Below are 22,480 nucleotides of genomic sequence, written 5' to 3'. Positions count from 1 at the left end.
CCTCACACATGCTCCGACAGGATATTGTCCATCCGTGCGGCCGCGCGGTCCCAAGTGAAGGTGCGTGCCCGTTCGATGCCTTTTCGCGCCAACGCGGCGCGCAGCCCGGGATCGCCCGCCAGCGTCAGTAAGGCCTCCGCCAGTTCGCGCGGATCATGAGCATCGACGTAGAGCGCGGCATCCCCGCACACTTCGGGCAAGCTCGTGAGTGCCGTGACGATTGTGGGGGTCCCGCAGGCCATTGCCTCCAGCGCCGGCAGTCCAAAGCCTTCGTAGAGGCTGGGGTAGACCAACCCCCACGCGCCCGAGAGCAGGCCTGGAAGCACGGCGTCCGGCAGATAGCCGCAGTACACGACGCCATCGTCGTCGATACCATTGACGGCGCTCCCTTCACCGAAGACGCCGGCTGCGCCGCGGCCGCCGATTATGGCCAGCGCGGTCCCGGGCGGCAGCATGGGCTTCGCCAATTTCCAGGCCTGGAGGACAAGATCCAAATTCTTGCGGGGTTCGCGCGTAAACAGGGTCGCAAAATAGGGCCTCCCCGCAAGCGCGGGCGGCAGGTCTCGTTGTTCCGCCGGCACGGGCCGAAAATGGTCGGACACGCCGTTGGGGACCACCTCGATCCTGTCGGTACCGATCCCGAGCAGTGCGCTTAACCGTTCGCGGGAGAATTCAGACACCGTAACGACGCGATCGATCCGGCGCGCCAGGATGGGCAGCAACCGGCCATAGAGACGTGCGAAATTGGGCGCGAACCATTCGGGATGTTCGAGCACGGCGGCATCGTGGATCGTGACGATCTGGCGTCGACCCGCGACGGGGCCGGTATTGCAAGGCCCCCACAGCATCTGCCCCCGCGCACGCAGAGGCAGGACAATCTGTTCCCACGCATGGCCCCGGCCGCCACTCAAATCCTCTCGGGGCTCGATGATCCGGTGGGGGATCTTCAGCCTGGCGGCGATCTCCGCCGCCACGCGCTGAGTCCCGGTCAGCCGCTGGCGACGGAAGCGTCCATTGACCGCGATTTCAGGCATTGGCGACTTTCGTCGCCCGCGGCCGCGCACCCAGGCCAAGACGCTGATTCCATCCCGCCCGCGCCAGGAGCTCGAACGTGACCACCGGTCCGGCTACGCCTACTGCCAACAGGATTGGCCACAGCACGGCACCGTTCTCGACGCCCAACAATTTGGCCAGCACGATCCGCGTTCCGGCTACGAATAGTACGTGGAGGACATAGATCGCCATCGCCCGCTCGCCGAGGAAGCGGAACAGGGCTGCGACGCGGCCTGAAAGCGCAGTAGCGACCGTCAGCACTGCGCAAATTCCGACCAGCGTCGCCGGGACCATCGCTAGATCGGCATAGCCGAGCCCGCGGGAGAAGCCGAACCAGATATAAGGCAGGATCGCCGCACAGGCCGCGATCACCCAGACACGATGGCGCACAAACCATCCCGGCAGGGCCGTAATCTGGCCGGCAAACGCGATCCCCGCGGCGTAGAAGATCAGGAGTTCGGTGAAGAAATGCGGAACGGTCGCGCGCGGCCACAGCACATGAAAGGCCACGAAGGCAAAGATGCCCGTAACCAGCATCGGAACGGCGGTATCGCGCCTCACCAGGGCAGCGGCCACCATGTGAAACAGGAACAGGACGTATAGAAACCAGAATTGGCTGGGGGGCGCCCATAGAATCTCGGCATAGCCGAGCTCCTCCCTCGGCCGGTTGGTATAAGTGGAGGCCAGGTACAGAATGGTAACCTGAACGACCGACCACAACAGATACGGCCAAACGATAGTGCCGACCTGCCGCCACGCAAAACGACGCCGGTCGCGTTCGATCTGCCGCGGCACGAACAGGCCGCTCAACAGGAAGAAGAGCGGCATGTGGAAGCAATAGACCGCGAAGAATGAGAAGGCGGCAAGGCCGCTCTTCGACAGCAGGCCTGCCGACATTAATCCGTCGACAGCATGGCCGTGGACAACGAGCACGATGCCGATGCCTTTGGCGACGTCGACCCATCCCAGCCTCGACGTCTGCCTGACAGGTTCGTCACGACCCGCCGGTGACACCATGCCGGCCGGAGCAAGATGCGTCGTGGCCACGACGCTCAGCCGAGCTCGCGGGCGCGTTGCGGATCGATCCGGCCCCGAACCAAGTCTCCCATTGCCAGCAGATTGCCGCGGACGCGTCCGCCCCGGTCCACCCAGGGTTCGGGGCGCAACATACGGCTGAAATTTGCGGCGAGGTTGCGCGCCGTCTGGATTGAAGCGAAGCGCGCCGAAAGCGAACCCTTGCGCCACATATAATAAGGGTTGGCGACCTGCGAATATCCCAGGCGCAGTCCGGGACTGCGCCCCCGTTTCACGCCCATATGGACGCCGCGGCAGCGCTGGCTCTTGACGATGCGGCCATAAGGCGCGAGCCGGCGGCTGAAATCCACGTCTTCCAGCCACGCGTACAGCGGCAGACGCTCGTCGAACAACAGCGCATGGGCGCGCACCGGGGCCATCCGGAACGCCATGTTGCAGCCATAGCCGTTATGGACTGCGCGCAGTGCTTCGGCTTCGGGCATACGATCCTTGGCGAGCGCCGCGCGGGCCTCGGCCAGTTCCAGGCCAGGGCCGAGGATGCCGTCCGCGATCACTTCGCCCGTCATCATCACGACGTCGTCATGACGCGCGAACAGATCGACGCACTCGGCGACATAATACCGGTCCATCACGAAATCGTCGTCGAGCATCAGCACGATATCGACGTCCGACAGCATATGAAGCAGCGCGTTGCGCTGGGCGCATAACCCGATCGGGCTGCTCACCATTTCGACCAGGAAGGGGAGCCGTTCGAGCGCGTTGCGATCCGCATCCTCGGGTCGGGCCGGGCAGACTGCAATTCTATCCGGAAGGCGCTGCTGGCTGCCGAGCTCACCCAATATATCCGTCAACGTCTCGCGCCGACCGGCCGTTGCTATCGCCACCGCAATGCTAGGCTGCTTCACTCTTCACCTCCCGCATACTCAGGGATAGTCGGCGCCACGCCATTTCGCATGTGCAGCATAGTAACGGCGCGCTGCCACCGCACAATCCGGAGAATAGACCATATGCGATGCTGCAGCGCAGCATTTAGCATATCATTTGGTCTAAGTTCGACGCGGCTTCCATGGCCCGACGAACCGCAAGCCGCGCTTCCCGGATTCTGCCAGAGAGGCTGCCGACCCCCGCCGAGGCATCTCGGGGTCGAGCGCTAATGCATCCACCACGTCCGGCGTTTTCAAGGCCAACGAAGCTGCCATCGCGTCCCTGATAAGGACTGCAGCCTCTTGAAAAGCGCTGGACAACAAATCGAACTTGGCTATTTAGCTTTTTGGCGCGATCAGGCTTGCCGAGAGGTAGGCCTGCGACTTGGGGGCAATGTCGCGCGCCTAGTCAGTAATGACTGAGGTCGGGGGTGCTACTAATGATCTACGCGAAGATCGCACTTGGTTCTCCCCCGGTTGATAGGGGTGGCGCATCCTCGATGATTAGTTTGACGGTTACGGGCAGCTACATGAGCATGCTGACCGTCACCGCTGCATTCCATTGAACATTTCCCCGGCGGTCACGGGCCCGGTCTTCGGGTCACGTCCGCTCCGGCTTCTAGGATATATGGCGATGATAAAGCATAGCGTCGCTGTGAATAAGTACGGCGGCCTGCGATTCTGGGTGGCGGTGGCGTTGGCATTCGCCGGTGTGTCCGTGGTGACATCGCCCGCGACGGCACAGACCGCAAACGTTACGCCAAAGCGCCTTGTCTTCTCCCGCCCCGGTCAGGCGGCGACCGTATTCGTCTTCAACCAGGGTTCAACACCTGGGGTGTTCGATATCACGCTGGTCGATCGAGTCATGACCCCGTCGGGCGAGATCAAGCCGTTGGGCGACGGTACGCCTGCGCCGGAAATAGCGGCTATCGCCCCGAAGCTTCAATCGGCCGCCAAGATGATGATCGTGACCCCGCGCCGTGTGACGCTGCAGCCGGGCAAGGGCCAGACGATCCGTATCCGCGCGATCGCGCCGGCGGACCTGCCGGCGGGCGAATATCGCACCCACCTGACGGTGGCCGCATTGCCGCCGCCCGATCAGGGGTTCACGCCGGCCGAAGCCGCCAACGGGGCGCGTGGCGAGCTCGCCTTTCGCGTCAACACGATCATGGGCGTGAGCATTCCGCTGATCGTCCGACAGGGACCTGCCGACGTGAAGGCGTCGTTCGCCAATCCGCGCATTAGCAGCGAGATGTTGCCGGCCGAAGCCGGGATTCCCGCCCATCAGGCGGCGGTGCTGGATATCGATTTGGTGCGCGGCGGATCGAGCTCGCTCTTCGGCGATGTCGACATCCGCAGTGCCGATGCCAAGCGCGGCCCGCTCGCACAGATGCGCGGCGTCGGCGTCTATACCGAAATCGATCGCCGCCACCTCAAGATGGTGCTTGCACGCGTACCGAGCCCCGGCGAACAGCTGACGATCGTCTTCAAGGATGATGACCAATCCCCAGGGACCGAGCTCGCAAAGGCGACTTTTCCGGCTTCCTGAGGCAAGCGGTAGCGGCCGCCTCCGCACGGACGTTTAGGTTAGCTTTTTTTTGTGGCGTTAGGGTTCATTTTTTTCTGCCTGACCGCGACGCTCGCGCAAGGGCCGGGTGCAGGCGCCGTGGCAGCGTCCAGCGCCCCTGCGCCTGCTGCCCCGCCGGGGGCCGCCTCTTCCCCGCCCGCTAAGGCCACGACAGCTGCAGCCGTTCCGGCAGCAGCAGCCCCGGTCGTGGCGCCGCCGGTCGCCGCCCCGGCTGCACCCGCTGCATCGCCCGACAGCCCGCCGTCGGTAACCGAAGATCAGTTACTGCTGCTTGAGCTGCGGTTCAGCGGCCATACCCTGTCCGATGCTATGTCAACGTACGCCACCGATCAGGGCGTTTATCTGCCGCTGGGCGAACTTTCCCGTATTCTCGAGATGGACATCCGTATCGACGGGACGCGCGCGACCGGAACGATCGGTGCGGCGCGGGCACCGCTCCTGCTCGACATCGCCGCGTTGCAATTAAGCGTCGGCGGTCGGACCATCCCGGTGACGCGCAACCAGGCCCTTGTCGCGGGGGGCGACATCTACCTGCGGCAGGACCTGCTGCAGGCCGTTTTGCCGATCCGGCTGGAGCTGGACACATCCTCGCTTGCAGCGACGCTGACCCCCCGTGAGCGGCTGCCATTTCAGGATTCCGAGGAACGTCGAGCCCGGCGTGCACAATTGAGCGAAAACAAAGGTGAAGGCGGCACGACCGCCGACGTGCTCAACATCTCGACCCCCTATCGCGCATTCACTGCGCCCTCGATCGACATCAATGCGGACGGCGGGTTCGGCAATTCGGACACGCCGCGCACGACCCATTATGATCTACGCGCGGCCGGCGACCTGCTGTGGTCGAACTACCAGCTTTATGTCGGCTCCAACCAGAACGGCAAGCCAACCAGCGTGCGCGCCACATTGGAGCGCGATGATCCCGACGGGCACCTGCTCGGGCCGCTTCATGCGACCCGCGTGGCGGTTGGCGACATCTACACGCCCGCGCTTTCGATCGGGCCGCGCAGCACGTTCGGCCGGGGCTTCATCATATCCTCCGATCCCGTCGAGCAGGCGAGCGTGTTCGACCGGATCGTGCTGCGCGGCGAACTGCCGCTCGGCTACGAAGTAGAGTTATACGTCAACGATGCCCTGCGCGGATCGCAGGCGACGCCGGTGGAAGGCCGCTACGAATTTCCCGATATCTCGCTGATCCGTGGCCTCAACGTGATCCGTCTCATTTTCTACGGGCCACGCGGCGAGCGGCGCGAGGAAGTGCGGCAGATCAATGTCGGCTCGGGCGTGCTGTCAAAGGGGCAGACCGTAATCAACATGGGCGTGGCGCAAGAAGGGCGGTCGCTCTTCACGCTGGAGGACCGGGCGGGACTGTCCGACATCAACTCGGGCAACGGCCTGCGCGCCGTGATCAGCGTCGCCCATGGTTTTACGCCGTCGCTTACGCTCACCGCCGGCGCCGCCCGCTATACGACCGATCAGGGTGACACGAGCGCGCTTGGTGCGGTCGGCCTGCGTACCTCCTTCTTCGGCATGGCGACGCAGCTCGATGCCGCCGTGAACAACCAGGGGGCAACGGGTGCGGCACTCTCGCTGGCGGGCCAGGTCAAGGGCGTGGCGGTTGTGGCGCGCCACGCCGAATATCGCGGTGGCTTCTCCGACGAGGTGCTGCCAAGCGGAAACGACGAGCTAGTCCGCTCCACCAACGTCCGGGCGGACATCACGATTCCGATCGGCGCCAATCTGCGGCTGCCAATCTCCACCGAGCTCGAGCGCGATCAATATACGGACGGATCGACGCTGTATCAGGCGAGTGCGCGCTCCACGGTAAATCTGGGCGGGGCATATTTCTCAGGCGGGGTGGAATATTCCCGGCGGAATCAGGTGAACTTCGCCGATGAGCATCTGGTGGCGACGCTGGATGCTTCCACCACCGTTCGCACCTGGCAACTCCGCGCAGCGCTCAACCTCGACGTGGTGCCAACATTGCGCGCGCGCACGCTGACCCTCACCGCCGATCGCGATGTCTCGGAAGATCTGAGCTATCGCATCGGGATCATCCGGTCATTTGGATCGGGCGCCGCCACCTCGATCCAGGCGGCGGGCACCCGCCACTTCCCGTTCGGCGACGTTGCGCTCAATGGCGAGTTCCGGCCCGAGGCCATGGATTACCGCCTGTCCCTGCAATTCGCTGTTGGATTGGTCTATAACCCCGCCCGGAGCCGCTATGTGCTGACGCGGCCGGGTGCGGCATCGAGCGGAACCGTCGCTTTTCACGCCTTTGTCGACACGAACGGAAACGGCGTGCTCGATCCGGGGGAAGAGCCCGTGCCCGGCATTGCCGTGGAAGGCGGCAGCCGCACCACCCCAACCGGTGCCGACGGGCGCGCGTTGATCTCCAACGTAGCGGGAGTGGGCCGGGCGCGGCTGCAAGTCGATCTGGATGCCCTGGCCGATCCGTATCTGGCTGCTCCGCCACAAACCGTGCAACTGGTACCGGGACCAGGTCGCGTGGCCGCTGTTGAATATCCGCTGCGGCGGAGCGGCGAAATGCAGGCGCACGTCATGCTGCTGACAGCGGCGGGGGATAAACGCGGCTTGTCGGCGGCCAAGATCGAAGTCGCCCGTCCCGACGGGTCGGTTGTAATGGAAGCCCGCACCGAATTTGACGGGTCGGTCTTCATCGAGCGGCTACCGGTAGGCACCTATCAATTGCAGATGGACGCGGCCCAGATGAATAGCCTTGGCTTGGTCGCCGATGCCCCCGTGCCCTTTACTGTTTCCCCCAAGGGGGGCTATGTGGGCGAAGTCACCATTATGGTGAGATTGAGGCCCAAACCAGTGTCCGATTCGTCGCCATGAGGCCTTGCAGAAGCATGCAGGGCATGAATCCGTTATGGACTATGTTCATGCGTCTGCTGGTTGCCGCTGCGGCGCTGACGACGCTTAGCGCGCCTTGTCTTGCACAGTTGAGCGTCACGCGAACTCCATCAATTGCGACGTCGGACCTGGGCAAGGTCGCCGAAGGTACGGCGGCAACGGCATTCACGGTCGAGCCCTGGTCCAGCTCCGTCAGCCGCTCGCCCGATACGTCCAGTGGCCATTTGCGTTTCGATAGCACCGCCCTGTCGCCGCCATCGGTTACGGTGAGCTGTACGAGCAGCACCTGTGTCGGCAGCTCCAATCAAGTCCAGATCCGCATCATGACGTCGTCGTCCAACGCCCGCATAACAGTCAATCAATGGACCGCCGGCGCGTTGAACTATGTCAGCGGTTATCAGACGGTCGCGCCTTCCGGCACGAACAATATGGTGTGGACGGTTCAGTTCAACAGCACCTCGAGCAGCGTCACGTTCAACATCGGCCAGACGATGACGATTGCCCAGACCGGCTCCAGCAACAACCTTGACGTGGTCTATCGGGTCACTGCCGGCGTACACACAGCGCCGACTAGTGGCGGCGTCACCGGCACGATACGGACGATCATGTATCGCGCAATATCGATCGCCAAGAACACCGACCTGATCTTCGGGCAGGTCAAGCGGCCGCCCTCGGGCACAGGCCATGTCATCATCGATCCTACCCTATCGACCAACCCGCGAAGCGTGGATGGCGGCGTCGTGCTAATCAACGACCCCAGCGCCACGCGAGCGAAATTCACCACCACCGGCGAAGGTGCTTCCGCCATCACCGTCTCCCTTCCCTCCAGCGTGATCCTATACGGATCGCGCGGCGGTCAAATGACGCTGGTCCCCACGGGGTCGGGCACCGGAGGCACGACCTTGAGCGGTACGGCGGGCGCGGCTGGTAGCAAGATCAGCTATGTCGGGGGGTCGCTGGCGATCGACAGTAACGACCCCACCGGCAGCTATACCGGAACCCTCACTGTCACATCGACTTATAACTGAATGATCGGCCTCGGCATCTTTCTCTTCGCCCTGCAGGCGGCCAGTGCCAGCGCCGGTGCGAGCGTGGAAATCGGCTCGCGCGAGGAGGCGATCGCGGCTGCCGGCCAGCAAAATCAAAGCATGAGCGTGACCAGCGTGCTCGACATATTGGATTCGGCCGGGATCGCGCCCGGCTCGACGCCGCAGCAGGCCGTCCAGGAATTGCAACGCGTGGCGACAAGCGGCAACCCCTGTGCCTTGCTGCAGGCGGCGCGCGTCCAACGGGAATTGCTGAACGACATCGCCGGGGCAACGCAGGATTTGAACCGGGCAATTACGCTCGGCTGTCCGGACGCGCGCTATGAACTGGCGTCAGGCCTGGTACGCGATCACGCCGATATCGGGCTGGCCGTAAGCACCCTCCAACAAGCCGTAAACCTTGGGGACGCACGTGCCTCGACCCTGCTTGGGCAGCTATATCGCTCGGGCGACATTGCCGGCGGCGTCAACCTCGAGCGTGCGCAACAGAGTTTCCTGATTGCCGCCGTCGCTGGTGACAGCGGCGGGCAGGCCCAACTGGCTTCTACATTGCGCGAGCGCGACACCGTCGCGCCCTCGCGCCAAACGTTCAGTCAGGCGCTTTATTGGTCGCTCGTTTCAGCACGGACCGGCGGGGAAGCAGCCGCAGCGGTTGCACGCGAAATGCTGGAGAAAGCGCCGGAACGTCTGAGCCAAGGCCAGATTGCGCGCCTGCGCCTAGCCGCCAGCCGGTTTCGTCCGAACGTAAACGGCACCAAGCCCTGAGCGTTTAAAGGTAGCGTAAGCTACCACTGCAGCGCGCCGCCTAACGAGCTTTCCAATAATCGAACGCTGCCCGCTGTAGCCGCTGCACCAGCGCGACGGCCCCAGGACCGGTCCACTCGCCGCTATAGCCGTGGCGCGCCGCCTGCTCGCCGACCCACCAGCCCTGGCCGGGCAGGCCATCGGACTCACGCACCACCAGCACGGCCAGTTCCGGCTCGCCGTTGGCAAACGCCGCACGGTCGATCACATCCAGCGTCTTGCACAGCGCCCGCATTTTCGGTCGGGTGAAGCGGTGGCCGAGATCGGCGAGCAGGCCCGAATAGCTGATCGCCTCGCCGGCGCGTGCTGCCGCGACCAGCACGGCGCGCACTGTCGCTACGTCGGAAATTGGCGCCGGGCCGAACACGGACAAGGGTGAAGGCGAGCGTTCCATCACCGATTGTCGCGCCTGCTCCTGCCGGCGGCAAGCCCCCTCCCGGTCAGGCAGCGCGGTTCCTATATGGATCCGGCATTATGAGGAGCCGAGCATATGGCCGACTATTTCAAGGACGAGAGCGTCATCGCGCAGCTGACGCCAGAGCAATATCGCGTCACGCAGGAGAGCGCGACCGAGCGACCCGGCACCGGAGCGCTGCTGAACAACAAGGCACCGGGCATCTACGTCGACATCGTCTCGGGTGAGCCCTTGTTCGCGTCATCGGACAAATATGAATCGGGCTGCGGCTGGCCGAGCTTTACCAAGCCGATCGAGCCCGCTCATGTCGCGGAGCACCGCGATACATCCTATGGCATGACGCGCATCGAAGTACGCTCCAAGCATGGCGACAGCCATCTCGGCCATGTCTTCGACGACGGCCCGCCGGACCGCGGCGGCCTGCGTTATTGCATCAATTCCGCCTCGCTGCGCTTCGTCCCCCGCGCGGAGATGGAGGCCGAGGGATATGGCGCCTATCTCGACCAGGTCGAGGACATCGCCTGACGGCTATCGCCGTCGGTGGCGGCGCGGCTTCCTCTCCGATTGACAGCGCTGACGCGTGCGTCGAAGTTCGCATCGGCAGCCGCGATCAACAGCGGCGTCGGAGAGGGAGCAACCATGAAAAGGATCATTCTGGGCTTCGCGCTGGCTTTGACGATTGCCGCACCCGCGATCGCCCAAATTGTAGACCCATTGCAGTCCGAAGAGCTGATCAAGAAGGTGATCAACGAGCCTGGCACGGCATGGACCTTTTACGGTTCCGGCGTGACCAGCAAGGTCATCAAGGATCCGGATATTCCCGGGGGGGAGGCGGTACGCGTCACGATCAGCCAGAAAGGCGCGAACCCCTGGGATGCGGGGGCGCTCTATCAAGTGCTCAAGCCGATCAAGACGGGCGACGTCATCTACTTCGCCGTCTACCTGCGCGCGCCCGAGCTGAAGAGCGGGGAAACGACGGCGATGCCGACCATGGGCGTCACGCAACAGGATTCGCCTTATGCTCCGATCGCGGTCAGCGATGCGCGCATCGGCAATCAATGGGGCGTCTATTATGCCGCGGCAAAGGCAATCACGGGATATCCGCGAGGCAAAGCGCGCGTATCTGTCCAGCTGGCGTCGAAGAAGCAGGTGATCGATCTTGGGCCCGTCTTCGTGCTCAACCTAGGTCCCAATTATGACATCGGCACGCTGCCGCATAACTGACGGCCAGGTTGGGAGAGCGGGACAATGCGGTCATTCCTTCGGGTCGGCTCAGGAATGGTCGCTTTCCTTGCCTGCACGATAGCGGCCGCCGGGCCGACCGTAACCGCGGACGAGGAGCGGCAAGAGATGATGCGCCAATTGGGCATCACCGCGCTGGTGGCGGGTGCAAGCGGGGACGAAACCGCGCCCAATGCCGCCAATTATGATGAGGCCAAGGCCAATCCTTATTCCGCCCTGCCCGATCCACTGACGCTCAAAAACGGGCACAAGGTTGGCGATGCAAAGACATGGTGGGATAAACGCCGGCCGGAAATTCTCGAAGATTATACGCGCGAGGTTTACGGCCGCGTGCCCGCCGGCCTGCCGGCGGTGCAATGGCGGGTGACTGCGACGGACCGCGAGATGATCGGCTTTTCCACCCCGGTCATAGCGCGGCGCGTAATCGGCCATGTAGAGAATCCCACTGACCCCTCGAAAAGCGTCGATATCCGCTTGATGGAGGTGCTGCCGGCCAATGCCTCAGCGCCGGTTCCGGTGCTGATCATGTTCAAATATGGCCCGGACGCCTTTCCCGAGCCTTCCCAGCCGGCAGCTGCGGAATATGATCGCATCAATGCCGCGATAAAAGCATTGCTTATTCGCCAGGACCCCGGCCTCGCGGCGGTGTTCGACGCGCACCAGGCGTTCACCTTCGCGGCGCCGCCCGGCTTCCATCTTCCGCAGCGTGACGCCAAGGGCGATCTACCGCCGGCCGATCAATTGATCGCGGCGGGCTGGGGTTATGTCACGCTCGATCCTACCACGATCCAGGCCGACAACGGCGCAGGTCTGCGCAGCGGCATTATAGGCTTGGCGAACCGCGGCGGGCCGCGGAAGCCGGACGATTGGGGCGCGCTACGGGCCTGGGCATGGGGTGCCAGCCGGGTACTGGACTGGCTGGCCACTGATCCCGCCGTCGATGCGCATCGCGTCGGCATCGAGGGCGTCTCACGCTATGGCAAGGCCGCGCTCGTCACGATGGCGTTCGACCAGCGCTTCGCGGTCGGGCTGATCGGATCTTCGGGCAAAGGCGGCGCTACCTTGCTGCGGCGCAATTTCGGCGAGGGCGTGGCCAACCTGGCGACCGGGAGCTATTATTGGGAAGCCGGCAATTTTCTGAAATACAACACCAAGGGTGTTTCGAAGCCGGGGCTGGACGCTGATGACCTGCCGGTGGATTCGAATTCGCTGATCGCGCTGGCCGCGCCACGACCATTGTTCATCAGTTACGGCGTGCCCGAGGCAGGCGATGCCAAGTGGCTCGACCAGAAGGGCAGCTTCCTCGCCGCGGCGGACGCAGGGCGAGTCTATCGCTTGCTGGGGGCGACCGGCGTCGGCACCAGCGGGCCCGTGTCGATGCCGCCGCCAGAAAACCTGATCGATGGCCAGCTGGCGTGGCGCCAACACACTGGCGGCCACACCGACGCTCCCAATTTCCGCTATTTCATCCCGTGGGCCAACCGGCAGCTCGGCCGTCCGAAATAATCATCGCCTGAATTCGGCCGGGGCAGCGGCAACATCGGTCTGGGCGAACGGGCCGATCAACGTTCCCACGAAGCCGCCGGCCTTGGCGGTGGATAGATTGGTTGCATCCACATCTTGGGCGACCGCCTGCCATGTGCCGGCGCCTTGCGCATAGGCAAAATCATAGCGGCCGCCGCGTACGTGGATGCGCAGGCGGATCGGGCCGGCGCGCACAATTTTGCTGGCAATCGCCACGCCTGCGGCAGGGTCGGCGGGTCCGGCACGACGGGATACCTGAACCACCGTCTTGCCGCCGGTCCGCGCCAGCGCCACGACAAGGAAAAAATGATCATTCTGCACGGCGGCAAGCCCGGCTTGTTCGCCTTCGGCTGGCGCAAAGCGGATGACGGTCGATACGATCGCCTCGGCATTCTGCTGGCGCCGTCCCACGAAGCTGGGCAGCTTGCCGTCACCCAACCGCTCGGGCCGTGCTTCAAGCAACAACTCCCCATGCTCAAGCCTCCATCCAGCGGGCGCGCGCATCATCATCCATTCCGGGGCGAGCATTGGATTGGTGAAATCGTCTCGCGCGACGAAATTGCCCGTAGTGGGCGGGGCGGCCAGGGGCATCAACGCCGGCGCCTTGGCAACCCGCGGGATCGCCGCGCCATGCGGCAGGATCACGGGCCAGCCATCGCGCCAGCTAACGGGCAACAAGAACGTCTCGCGGCCCGTATTATAGAGATCAGCATCATAGGGACGGGTTGCGAGGAACACCGCCCACCAGCTATCGTCATCCAGCTTCACCAGATCGGCATGCCCAGACGAGGTGATCGGATCGGGACGTGCAGGGTCCAGGTCACGCTGTGTCAGGATCGGGTTCACGCTGGCCGGTGCTGGGACATAGGGACCCTCGACGCGATCGGCGCGGAAAATCACCTCGCTATGCTGGTCGCCGGTCCCGCCTTCGGCGGCCATCAGATAATAGAGGCCATCCTTCTTGAAGAGGTGCGGCCCTTCGATCCAGATCGGGTTTCTCGCCGGATCGACGCCGCCATCGATAATGACCTTGCCGTCGCCGATCGTCTGCAGCGTCGTCAGGTCGAAACGGCGCAGCCAGATCGCACGATGACCCTCATAGCGCGGTGTGCCCTGGGGAATATCGTTGTTCACCAGCCAGGCGCTGCCGTCGGAATCGAAGAACAGGGACGGGTCGATCCCGCCGACGTCCTTCAGCCAGACGGGATCGGACCAGGGGCCCCTGGCGTCTTTAGCGGTCATGACGAAATTACCGCCGCAATCGACGCAGGTGTTGACGATATAGAAGCGGTCCTTGTGGTAAGAGATAGCGGGCGCGAACACGCCTTTCGACATGGCGAGCCCGGTGAAGTCGAGCTGCCTGGCCCGGTCGATCGCATTGCCGATCTGACGCCAGTGAACCAGATCGCGGCTGTGCCAGACCGGTATGCCGGGAAACCAGGAAAAGGTGGAATTCACCAGATAGAAATCCCGCCCCACCTTGGTGATGCTGGGGTCGGGATAAAAGCCCGCGAGGATGGGGTTGGCGTAATGGCCCGGCGCGGGAGCGGGCGTCTTTTCAATGCCTTGATATTCGACCCAGTCGAAGTGCGCGGTATTGGCCGCAGCGGACATCGATGTCAAATTTCCCAACAAACCCAATAATGTAAACGTTTTCAAAAGCTTCAGTGGACTCGATGCCATCGGGGTCAGGCGCTTTCATCTGGCGTTTAGGACAAGATAGGCTATGACAAGGTTAGCCGCAGCATAGCGGCGTGCACAGGGAGCGGAACATGCGGCGGACGGTCAAGCGGATACTGGTGTCCGGCATCGCGGTGGCTATGGCGAGCGCGTCGCTGTCCCAGACCCCCGAGCGGGGTATCGCACACCCCGATCTGTGGCCTGTCGCCAAGAGCCAGGGCCTGGTTGACCCCACGACAGAAGCTTTCGTCACGCGGCTGATGGCCAAGATGTCGCTCGAGGAGAAGGTGGGCCAAATGGTCCAGGCCGACATTTCCGCGATCCGGCCGGCCGATCTGCGCCAATATCCGCTCGGCAGCATCCTCGCCGGCGGCAGCTCGCCCCCGCTCGACAGCCCTGACCGTTCGCCCGCCGCCGCCTGGCTGGCGACCGCGCGCGCGTTCAATGCGGTAGCGAACGAGGCCCGCCCCGGACACACCTCTATCCCGATCATTTTCGGCATCGACGCGGTGCACGGCAACGCCAACATCGTCGGCGCGACCGTCTTCCCCCACAATATCGGTTTGGGCGCGATGCGCGATCCCGCGCTGATGGTCAGGATCGGCCGCGCGACGGCCGCGGAAACCGCGGCTGCAGGCATTGATTGGGCATTCGGGCCGACACTTACTGTGCCGCAGGACGAACGATGGGGCCGCGCTTACGAAGGTTATTCGGAGGATCCAGGGGTAGTCGCTTCTTATGCCGGCGCGATGGTCGTCGGGCTCCAGGGCCAACCTGGCAAGGGCACGATCCAGCAGGGCTATGTTGCCGCCAGCGCGAAGCATTTCCTTGGCGACGGCGGTACGATCGGCGGCGTCGATCAGGGCGATGCCGATATCCCCGAAAAGGACCTGATCGCGATCCACAATGCCGGCTATCCGCCGGCGATCGATGCCGGCGTGATGAGCGTGATGGCGTCGTTCAGCATGTGGCAGGGCATCAAGATGCACGGCAACAGGAGCCTGTTGACCGACGTACTCAAGGGCCGCATGGGCTTTGACGGCTTCGTCGTCGGCGACTGGAACGCGCACGGCCAAGTGCCCGGCTGCACCACCGAGGATTGCCCCGCCACGTTCAATGCCGGGCTCGATATGGCGATGGCACCCGACGGCTGGAAGGCGCTGTTCACCAACACGATTGCAGAAGTGAAGTCGGGCAAGATTGCGATGGCACGCGTCGACGATGCCGTGCGCCGTATCCTGCGCGTCAAGGTGAAGCTCGGCCTGTTCGATCCGGCGCGGCCCTATGCCGGCAAGCTCGAAATCGTCGGCGCAGCGGATCACCGCGCGATCGGGCGCCAGGCGGTGGCGGAAAGCCTCGTGCTGCTCAAGAATGAGGGCGTGCTGCCCTTGAAGGCGAGCGCCGACATCCTGGTCGCCGGCGCCGATGCCGACGACATCGGCCAGCAATCGGGCGGCTGGACATTGTCGTGGCAGGGCGATGGCAACACCAATGCCGATTTCCCCGGGGGCACGTCCATCTATGCCGGCATTGCCGCCGCGATGAAGGCGGGCGGTGGCTCGGCCACGCTCAGCGCCGACGGCAGTTACAAGGACCGGCCAGACGTGGCGGTGGTGGTGTTCGGAGAGCATCCCTACGCCGAAATGCGCGGCGACATTCGCACGCTGGAGTTCGAGGCCGGCGACAAGGTCTCGCTGGCGCTGCTCAAGAAGTTCAAGGCCGCCGGCATTCCGGTGGTGTCAATTTTCCTCTCCGGCCGCCCGCTATGGGTCAATCCCGAACTGAACGCCTCCGATGCCTTCGTGGCGGCGTGGCTGCCCGGCAGCGAAGGCGCGGGTGTCGCCGATGTTCTGGTTGGAGACGCCAGCGGCAAGCCGCGCACCGATTTTCGCGGCACGTTACCCTATAGCTGGCCGAAGACGGCGGGGCAGTTCACGCTCAACAAGACCGAGCCGAATTACGATCCGCTATTCGCGCTTGGCTATGGCCTCACCTACGCCGGGGGCGGCAAGGTCGGGTCACTGAGCGAAGTCTCCGGCGTCGATCCGAGCCTTGGCAATACCAGCATCTTCTTCGCCAAGGGTCGTGCGCCAGCGCCTTTCTCTTTTGCGACCGACAGCCGGGTCACGCGCAAGCCGGTCGACAGCGCGACGCTCCAGGAAGGCGCCACCCAGCTTATCTGGCAGCCGGGACAGGAAGGGACGGTGCGCATCGGCGGCAGCACGATGAACCTTACGCGCGAGGTCAATGCCGACGTCCAGCTGCAGATGACCTATCGCGTCGATCGTGCGCCAGCCGCACCGGTCAGTCTCTCGGTCGGCACGGGCACGGTCGATGCGAGCCAGCTTTTCCGCGCCGGTTCCGGGTGGCGCACCGTCAAGATCCCGCTTGCCTGCTTCAAGAGACATGGCGGGGACATGGCCAATGTCACCACGGCCTTCGCGCTCGGTACCACCGGCCCGTTCACCGTGTCGGTGTCCGATCTCCGCCTGGCCGCCGATCCCGCGGGGTCGATCTGCCCCAAATGATCCTTCGGCTGCGCATCGCCGGCACTGGATTGGCGGCTTTGCTGGTTGCCGCGGCCGTCGCCGCCCAGCCGGACATTCGTATCAACCAGCTCGGCTTCCAGCCGGAATCGTCAAAGCACGCGATCGCGGTGGACACATCGACGGCCACGCTGCCGTGGAGCGTCACCGACAGCGCTGGGGCCGTCGTTGCGCGCGGACAGACGACGCGCTTCGGTGAGGATGCCGCCTCGGGCGATCATGTTCATGCGATCGATCTGAGCGAGGTGACCAGGTCGGGCGAATATCGTCTGGCTGTGAACGGCGCGATCGGCCGCTCCTTCGTCGTGGCGCCGGATATCTACACCCCGCTCGCCCGCGCCGCGCTCAATTATTTCTACCAGACCCGCGCCGGGATTCCGATTGAGGCGCGCTTCGCCGGCGGCGCTCTATGGGCGCGCCCGGCCGGCCATCCGCACGAGGTCGCTCCCTGCTTTGCCGGCACCGACGAAAGCGGCACGCTCTGGCCGGGCTGCGGCGGTTACACGCGCGACGTCACCGGCGGCTGGTATGATGCGGGCGATCAGGGCAAATATGTCGTGAACGGCGGCATCGCCTTGTGGACTCTCCAGAACCTCTACGAGTTGCAGCGGTCCACCCCGCAGACACGCCGCTTCAGCGACGGCGCCGAACTGGTGCCCCGGCAGGGAAGACTCGATCCGTTGCTGGTCGAAGCCCGGTGGGAAATGGACTTCCTGCTGGCGATGCAAGTGCCGGACAATATGCATATGCAGCTTCCGGTCGGCCGCCAGCCACCGCGCACGAAGCTGACGCTGAGCGACGTCGATGCGTCCGGCATGGCACATCATAAGGTGGCCGACCGGCAGTGGACGCCCCTGCCGACACCGCCGCACAAGGATTCCCAGCCGCGGCTCCTCTATCCGCCGACTACGGCGGCGACGCTAAACCTTGCCGCCACCGCCGCGCAATGTGCGCGGCTCTGGCGACCGATCGACCCGGCCTATGCCGATCTTTGCCTCAAGGCTGCGACGCGGGCCTTCGCGGCGGCGCAGCGCAACCCTGACATCTTCACCGGCGATTTCACCGGCAGCGGCGGCTATGGCGACGGCAACCTCGCCGACGAATTTTATTGGGCCGCGGCTGAGCTCTTTGCGACAACGCATGATCCCAAATATGGCGACGTCGTCCGGCAGGCGGGCCTCTTTACCGCGGCGGTGCGTGAGCCGAATTGGGGCAGCGTTGCCGCCCTGGGGACGATCACGCTCGCGATCAGCGACGGTGCGCTGACGCTCGCGGAGCAGGGGCGGCAGCGTGCGCTGATCACGACCGCAGCGGACGGCTTTCTCGCCGAGGAAGCGCAATCTGGCTACCGCATTCCCTATGCGACTACGGCTTATCCGTGGGGCTCGAACGCTTCGATCCTCAACCGGGCGATGCTGCTGGCGCTGGCGGAGAGGTTCGCGAGCCAGACGCGCTACCGCGGCGGCGCGGTCGACGCGATGGATTATGTTCTCGGCCGCAATCCGCTCGACGTCTCCTATGTGTCCGGCTTCGGCGCGCGGGCGATGCACAATCCCCACCATCGCTTCTGGGCGCACGCGCTGGATTCCAGGCTGCCGCCGCCGCCGCCAGGCGTGCTGTCAGGCGGGCCCAACAACACCGCCATGGCCGACGACATCGCGCGGACGATGAAGGGCAAGTGCGCCGCGCAACGTTGCTGGCGGGACGAGGTTTACGCTTATGCGCTCAATGAGGTCGCGATAAACTGGAACGCGCCGCTATTGTGGGTCGCCGCCTATCTGGACGAGACGCGCTAGCGGCCGCGGCCGAGGGTGAGCAGAAGATAATTGCGGATCTTTTCGCTGCGTTCGCGACTGGCAGCTCCCAATATGCCGCGCGCATGATCCGGCAGATGCGCGCCCGCCGCGACCGCGTCATCGCCGAATACCAGATGGTCGAACCAGGCGCGCCACGCCTGCTTCTCGGCCGGCGGCAAGTCGCGCACGCTCATCAAGGCATGGATTAGGGCGATGAACGGCGTCGCCGAGCTGTCATACGCCCACCAGTAATTGACCAGCACGTTGAGCCGGTCGAACGCGCGAACATGATGCCACCAGATGGCGGGAATGAACAATGCGTCGCCGGGGGCGAGCTCGGCCACCTGGGCCTGCGCCAGCGCCTCGGCGAAACGCGGATAGCGTTCCAGGTCCGGCGCGTCGGGATCCACCATCGAATTGGGCGGGCCCGCGAGCGTATTGTCGAGCGGGCCGAGATACAGGTTCGCCACCTGCTCGGGCGGAAACAGGGTAAAGCGCCGTCTGCCGGCGACGCAGACCGCCAGGTTGGGCGAAGCATCGAAATGAGTCGCCACCTGGGTGGCGTTACCGATCCACAAGCGTGGCACCGCGTTGGCTGGCGGCAGATCGAGCGGATTGGCCTCGCGCCAGCCCGGCAGATGGTCCGGCGCGGCGGCGGCACTGGCGTAGATAGCTGGCGCCGGCGTGACCTGCTGTTCGGCCAAGCGCAGCAATTCGCCGAGGAGGCTGCCGAGCGGCACATGCTGCCGCTGAAAATTGAAGCCACGCATGTCTTCGCGATAGAAAAAGCGGCCGTTTGTTTCAGGCGGGGCGATCATCACTTCGAGGGGCTGCCCGCCGCCGAAGCCGGCGAGATATTCCGCCGTGGCGCGATCGCCAGCCAGCGCGCGCCCGACCGCATCCCAATGCGCCGCCTGCCCGCGCAACACGACCGGAACAGGACCGCTTGCAATTTCCGCGCGGAAGGTCGGCGCGTCAACCGCCTCGCGCTCGATCACGCGACGGGGGGTTGCGGCAGGATGATCGGTAATCATGAGTCTGGACTACCGCGCCGCGCGCGCCCGCGCCATGCGCGCCAAAGCCACAAACGAAAAAGGCCCGGCCTCTTGCAAGGGCCGGGCCTGTTCGATCCTTTGGTTGCGGGGACAGGATTTGAACCTGTGACCTTCAGGTTATGAGCCTGACGAGCTACCGGGCTGCTCCACCCCGCGCCACCAATGTAAGCCTATATAGGCTCGAAACTCGCGCACGCCAGAGACGCAAACACCTCCGGCTGGATTACCAGGCGGAGGCGCTTACACCCTCGCGGGCATGACATGTGAATGGGTTCAATTCCGTGCTCGGGCACCCGCCAAAATATTACTTTGGTGGGACCCGTTTCGCTGGCTTCAAAGCCTGGCGGCGACCTACTCTTCCATCGCTTAAGCGATAGTACCATCGGCGCTGTCTGGTTTCACGGCCGAGTTCGGGATGGGATCGGGTGGGTCACAGACGCTATGGCCACCAAGCTATGGGGCCAGCGAATACGGTTTGGTTCGAAAATCGATGCGTGCACCACATATGCTGAGTGAACCACATCAAGATCAGGAACAATCCTGTCATTGATGGTGGAACTCTCAAGCGCGAATAGAGCAATTAGTATCGGTTAGCTCCATGGATTACTCCACTTCCACATCCGATCTATCAAGGTCGTGGTCTTCGACCGCTCTAAGATATCTTATCTCGAGGGGAGCTTCCCGCTTAGATGCTTTCAGCGGTTATCTCGTCCATACATAGCTACCCTGCTGCGCTCTTGGCAGAACGACAGGTCCACCAGAGGTATGTTCATCCCGGTCCTCTCGTACTAGGGACAAGTCCTCTCAAATATCGACGCCCACGGCAGATAGGGACCAAACTGTCTCGCGACGTTCTGAACCCAGCTCACGTACCACTTTAATTGGCGAACAGCCAAACCCTTGGGACCTGCTCCAGCCCCAGGATGTGATGAGCCGACATCGAGGTGCCAAACAACCCCGTCGATATGAGCTCTTGGGGGTTATCAGCCTGTTATCCCCGGCGTACCTTTTATCCGTTGAGCGATGGCCCTTCCACGAGGGACCACCGGATCACTATGACCGACTTTCGTCTCTGCTCGACTTGTCAGTCTCGCAGTCAGGCGGGCTTATGCCATTGCACTCTAACAGCCGGTTTCCAACCGGCCTGAGCCCACCATCGCGCGCCTCCGTTACTCTTTGGGAGGCGACCGCCCCAGTCAAACTACCCGCCACAGAGGGTCCCTGATCCAGTTTCATGGATCGAGGTTAGACATCAGAAAACAACAGGGTGGTATTTCACCTATGGCTCCACCAGATCTGGCGACCTGGCTTCAAAGCCTCCCACCTATGCTACACAGTTCTTTCCTAATGCCACTCTGAAGCTGCAGTAAAGGTGCACGGGGTCTTTCCGTCTAACCGCGGGTACTCCGCATCTTCACGGAGAATTCAATTTCGCTGAGCATGTACTGGAGACAGTGGGGAAGTCGTTACGCCATTCGTGCAGGTCGGAACTTACCCGACAAGGAATTTCGCTACCTTAGGACCGTTATAGTTACGGCCGCCGTTTACTGGGGCTTCATTTCGGAGCTTGCACCCCTCCACTTAACCTTCCAGCACCGGGCAGGCGTCAGACCCTATACGTCGTCTTGAAGCCGACTTAGCAGAGCCCTGTGTTTTTGCTAAACAGTCGCTACCCCCTGGCCTGTGCCCCCCACAAAAAGTTGCCTTAATGTGGGGCCTCCTTCTTCCGAAGGTACGGAGGCAATTTGCCGAGTTCCTTCAGTACACTTCTCTCAAGCGCCTTGGTATACTCTACCTGACCACCTGTGTCGGTTTCGGGTACGGTCTATACGGTGGGGCTATTTCCTGGAACCATTTCGAAGCCTTCCCAATCCGATAAGGGAAGACAACACACATGATCCGTCACACACCACCAGGCCCACGAATATTAACGTGGTTCCCATCGACTACCCCCTTCGGGCTCGTCTTAGGGGCCGGCTCACCCTGCGCGGATTAGCCTTGCGCAGGAACCCTTGGTCTTTCGGCGACAGGGCATCTCACCCTGTTAATCGCTACTCATGTCTGCATTCGCACTTCCGATACCTCCACGACCCATTACCAGATCGCTTCACAGGCTTACGGAACGCTCCGCTACCGCATGGAATAAATTCCACACCCTAAGCTTCGGTGCACGTCTTGAGCCCCGTTACATCTTCGCCGCAGGAACCCTTAATTAGACCAGTGAGCTGTTACGCTTTCTTTAAAGGATGGCTGCTTCTAAGCCAACCTCCTGGTTGTTTTGGGATTCCCACATGCTTTCCCACTTAGACGTGACTTGGGGACCTTAGCTGTAGGTCAGGGCTGTTTCCCTCTTGACGACGGACCTTAGCACCCGCCGTCTGTCTCCCGAGCATTACTCGTTGGTATTCGGAGTTTGGTTAGGTTTGGTAGATCTCGCGACCCCCTAGCCCATCCAGTGCTCTACCCCCAACGGTATTCACTCGAGGCACTACCTCAATAGTTTTCGCGGAGAACCAGCTATTTCCCGGCTTGATTGGCCTTTCACCCCTAAACACAACTCATCCGGTAACTTTTCAACGTTAATCGGTTCGGTCCTCCAGTGGGTGTTACCCCACCTTCAACCTGGTCATGCCTAGATCGCCGGGTTTCGGGTCTAATACATCAAACTAAATCGCCCTATTCAGACTCGCTTTCGCTGCGCCTACACCTATCGGCTTAAGCTTGCTTGATACATTAAGTCACAGACCCATTATGCAAGAGGTACGCTGTCAGGCCTCAAGGACCCTCCAACTGCTTGTAGGCATTCGGTTTCAGGTACTATTTCACTCCCCTAATCGGGGTGCTTTTCACCTTTCCCTCACGGTACTTGTTCGCTATCGGTCATGCACGAGTATTTAGG

Annotated in this window: 15 protein-coding genes, 1 tRNA gene and 2 rRNA genes (1 of these 18 only partly in view); 9 read left to right on the top strand and 9 right to left on the bottom strand. The window is 63.1% G+C overall.

Annotated features, from left to right (window positions below; translation table 11 throughout):
• Positions 1-2: 2 nt before the first annotated feature.
• Genes DX905_RS10495 through DX905_RS10485 form a run of 3 tightly spaced genes read right to left on the bottom strand, consistent with a single transcriptional unit; the run spans position 3 to position 2,993 of the window.
• On the bottom strand, positions 3-1,034 hold the full coding sequence (locus DX905_RS10495; RefSeq protein WP_116091295.1) for a glycosyltransferase family 4 protein: 1,032 nt from the start codon (positions 1,032-1,034) through the stop codon (positions 3-5).
• Positions 1,027-2,100 (bottom strand): acyltransferase family protein, encoded by a 1,074-nt coding sequence (locus DX905_RS10490; RefSeq protein WP_116091294.1) that lies wholly within the window; start codon positions 2,098-2,100, stop codon positions 1,027-1,029. Before DX905_RS10490 ends, DX905_RS10495 begins: the two co-directional genes overlap by 8 nt.
• Before the next feature lie 5 nt (positions 2,101-2,105).
• Entirely contained in the window at positions 2,106-2,993 is an 888-nt protein-coding gene (locus DX905_RS10485) for a glycosyltransferase family 2 protein (RefSeq protein WP_116091293.1), read from the bottom strand.
• A gap of 652 nt (positions 2,994-3,645) precedes the next feature.
• Here DX905_RS10485 and DX905_RS10480 point away from each other — a divergent pair.
• From DX905_RS10480 to DX905_RS10465, 4 genes are all read left to right on the top strand, one after another.
• The gene (locus tag DX905_RS10480; RefSeq protein WP_162875560.1) at positions 3,646-4,560 is read left to right on the top strand and encodes a molecular chaperone; all 915 of its coding nucleotides are present in this window, start codon (positions 3,646-3,648) and stop codon (positions 4,558-4,560) included.
• 225 nt (positions 4,561-4,785) lie between these two features.
• Positions 4,786-7,455, top strand: coding sequence for a hypothetical protein (locus DX905_RS10475; protein ID WP_116091291.1), 2,670 nt, complete (start codon positions 4,786-4,788; stop codon positions 7,453-7,455).
• A gap of 47 nt (positions 7,456-7,502) precedes the next feature.
• Complete coding sequence (locus DX905_RS10470) at positions 7,503-8,501, top strand: DUF4402 domain-containing protein (protein ID WP_162875559.1); 999 nt, start codon at positions 7,503-7,505, stop codon at positions 8,499-8,501.
• The gene (locus DX905_RS10465; RefSeq protein WP_116091289.1) at positions 8,502-9,284 is read left to right on the top strand and encodes an SEL1-like repeat protein; all 783 of its coding nucleotides are present in this window, start codon (positions 8,502-8,504) and stop codon (positions 9,282-9,284) included. It begins immediately after the preceding gene.
• A gap of 40 nt (positions 9,285-9,324) precedes the next feature.
• Here DX905_RS10465 and DX905_RS10460 read toward each other — a convergent pair whose 3' ends face one another.
• Positions 9,325-9,717, bottom strand: a complete 393-nt coding sequence (locus DX905_RS10460; protein WP_116091288.1) for a ribose-phosphate pyrophosphokinase — start codon at positions 9,715-9,717, stop codon at positions 9,325-9,327.
• A 96-nt stretch (positions 9,718-9,813) separates the two neighbouring features.
• Here DX905_RS10460 and msrB point away from each other — a divergent pair, with 96 nt between their 5' ends.
• The 3 genes from msrB to DX905_RS10445 all read left to right on the top strand — a co-directional run bounded on the left by msrB (position 9,814) and on the right by DX905_RS10445 (position 12,486).
• Positions 9,814-10,263 carry a peptide-methionine (R)-S-oxide reductase MsrB gene (msrB, locus tag DX905_RS10455; RefSeq protein WP_116091287.1) on the top strand — a complete coding sequence of 150 codons (450 nt, stop codon included), beginning with the start codon at positions 9,814-9,816 and terminating at the stop codon, positions 10,261-10,263.
• Between the two features lie 114 nt (positions 10,264-10,377).
• Positions 10,378-10,962 carry a hypothetical protein gene (locus DX905_RS10450; protein ID WP_162875558.1) on the top strand — a complete coding sequence of 195 codons (585 nt, stop codon included), beginning with the start codon at positions 10,378-10,380 and terminating at the stop codon, positions 10,960-10,962.
• A gap of 24 nt (positions 10,963-10,986) precedes the next feature.
• The gene (locus DX905_RS10445; protein WP_205412240.1) at positions 10,987-12,486 is read left to right on the top strand and encodes an alpha/beta hydrolase family protein; all 1,500 of its coding nucleotides are present in this window, start codon (positions 10,987-10,989) and stop codon (positions 12,484-12,486) included.
• Here DX905_RS10445 and DX905_RS10440 read toward each other — a convergent pair whose 3' ends face one another.
• Entirely contained in the window at positions 12,487-14,118 is a 1,632-nt protein-coding gene (locus tag DX905_RS10440; protein WP_240320816.1) for a glycoside hydrolase family 43 protein, read from the bottom strand.
• A gap of 158 nt (positions 14,119-14,276) precedes the next feature.
• Here DX905_RS10440 and DX905_RS10435 point away from each other — a divergent pair, with 158 nt between their 5' ends.
• Together DX905_RS10435 and DX905_RS10430 are read left to right on the top strand one after the other, a co-directional pair.
• Entirely contained in the window at positions 14,277-16,712 is a 2,436-nt protein-coding gene (locus DX905_RS10435; protein WP_116091283.1) for a glycoside hydrolase family 3 protein, read from the top strand.
• Positions 16,709-18,526, top strand: coding sequence for a glycoside hydrolase family 9 protein (locus DX905_RS10430; protein WP_116091282.1), 1,818 nt, complete (start codon positions 16,709-16,711; stop codon positions 18,524-18,526). Before DX905_RS10435 ends, DX905_RS10430 begins: the two co-directional genes overlap by 4 nt.
• Here the strand turns inward: DX905_RS10430 and DX905_RS10425 are convergent.
• From DX905_RS10425 to DX905_RS10410, 4 genes are all read right to left on the bottom strand, one after another.
• Positions 18,523-19,560 carry a cupin-like domain-containing protein gene (locus DX905_RS10425; RefSeq protein ID WP_116091281.1) on the bottom strand — a complete coding sequence of 346 codons (1,038 nt, stop codon included), beginning with the start codon at positions 19,558-19,560 and terminating at the stop codon, positions 18,523-18,525. The genes DX905_RS10430 and DX905_RS10425 overlap by 4 nt on opposite strands.
• Before the next feature lie 100 nt (positions 19,561-19,660).
• A tRNA-Met gene (locus tag DX905_RS10420) sits at positions 19,661-19,737 on the bottom strand.
• A 182-nt stretch (positions 19,738-19,919) separates the two neighbouring features.
• Positions 19,920-20,034, bottom strand: a 5S ribosomal RNA gene (gene rrf / locus DX905_RS10415).
• Between the two features lie 107 nt (positions 20,035-20,141).
• Positions 20,142-22,480: ribosomal RNA gene (locus DX905_RS10410) — 23S ribosomal RNA — on the bottom strand (it continues 454 nt past the right edge of the window).

It is taken from the genome of Sphingomonas crusticola (assembly GCF_003391115.1).
Classification (GTDB): Bacteria; Pseudomonadota; Alphaproteobacteria; order Sphingomonadales; family Sphingomonadaceae; genus Sphingomonas_I; species Sphingomonas_I crusticola.
Note: the sequence above shows the minus strand (reverse complement) of the source record. Positions and strands in the feature narration are given on the sequence as shown.

Bases quoted from the DNA above. Each gene is read 5' to 3' on its own strand.
- DX905_RS10445 (WP_205412240.1), top strand. From the start codon at position 10,987: ATGCGGTCATTCCTTCGGGTCGGCTCAGGAATGGTCGCTTTCCTTGCC.
- DX905_RS10435 (WP_116091283.1), top strand. From the start codon at position 14,277: ATGCGGCGGACGGTCAAGCGGATACTGGTGTCCGGCATCGCGGTGGCT.
- DX905_RS10465 (WP_116091289.1), top strand. From the start codon at position 8,502: ATGATCGGCCTCGGCATCTTTCTCTTCGCCCTGCAGGCGGCCAGTGCC.
- msrB (WP_116091287.1), top strand. From the start codon at position 9,814: ATGGCCGACTATTTCAAGGACGAGAGCGTCATCGCGCAGCTGACGCCA.
- DX905_RS10460 (WP_116091288.1), bottom strand. From the start codon at position 9,717: ATGGAACGCTCGCCTTCACCCTTGTCCGTGTTCGGCCCGGCGCCAATT.
- DX905_RS10495 (WP_116091295.1), bottom strand. From the start codon at position 1,034: ATGCCTGAAATCGCGGTCAATGGACGCTTCCGTCGCCAGCGGCTGACC.
- DX905_RS10440 (WP_240320816.1), bottom strand. From the start codon at position 14,118: ATGTCCGCTGCGGCCAATACCGCGCACTTCGACTGGGTCGAATATCAA.
- DX905_RS10470 (WP_162875559.1), top strand. From the start codon at position 7,503: ATGCGTCTGCTGGTTGCCGCTGCGGCGCTGACGACGCTTAGCGCGCCT.
- DX905_RS10425 (WP_116091281.1), bottom strand. From the start codon at position 19,560: ATGATTACCGATCATCCTGCCGCAACCCCCCGTCGCGTGATCGAGCGC.
- DX905_RS10430 (WP_116091282.1), top strand. From the start codon at position 16,709: ATGATCCTTCGGCTGCGCATCGCCGGCACTGGATTGGCGGCTTTGCTG.
- DX905_RS10480 (WP_162875560.1), top strand. From the start codon at position 3,646: ATGATAAAGCATAGCGTCGCTGTGAATAAGTACGGCGGCCTGCGATTC.
- DX905_RS10450 (WP_162875558.1), top strand. From the start codon at position 10,378: ATGAAAAGGATCATTCTGGGCTTCGCGCTGGCTTTGACGATTGCCGCA.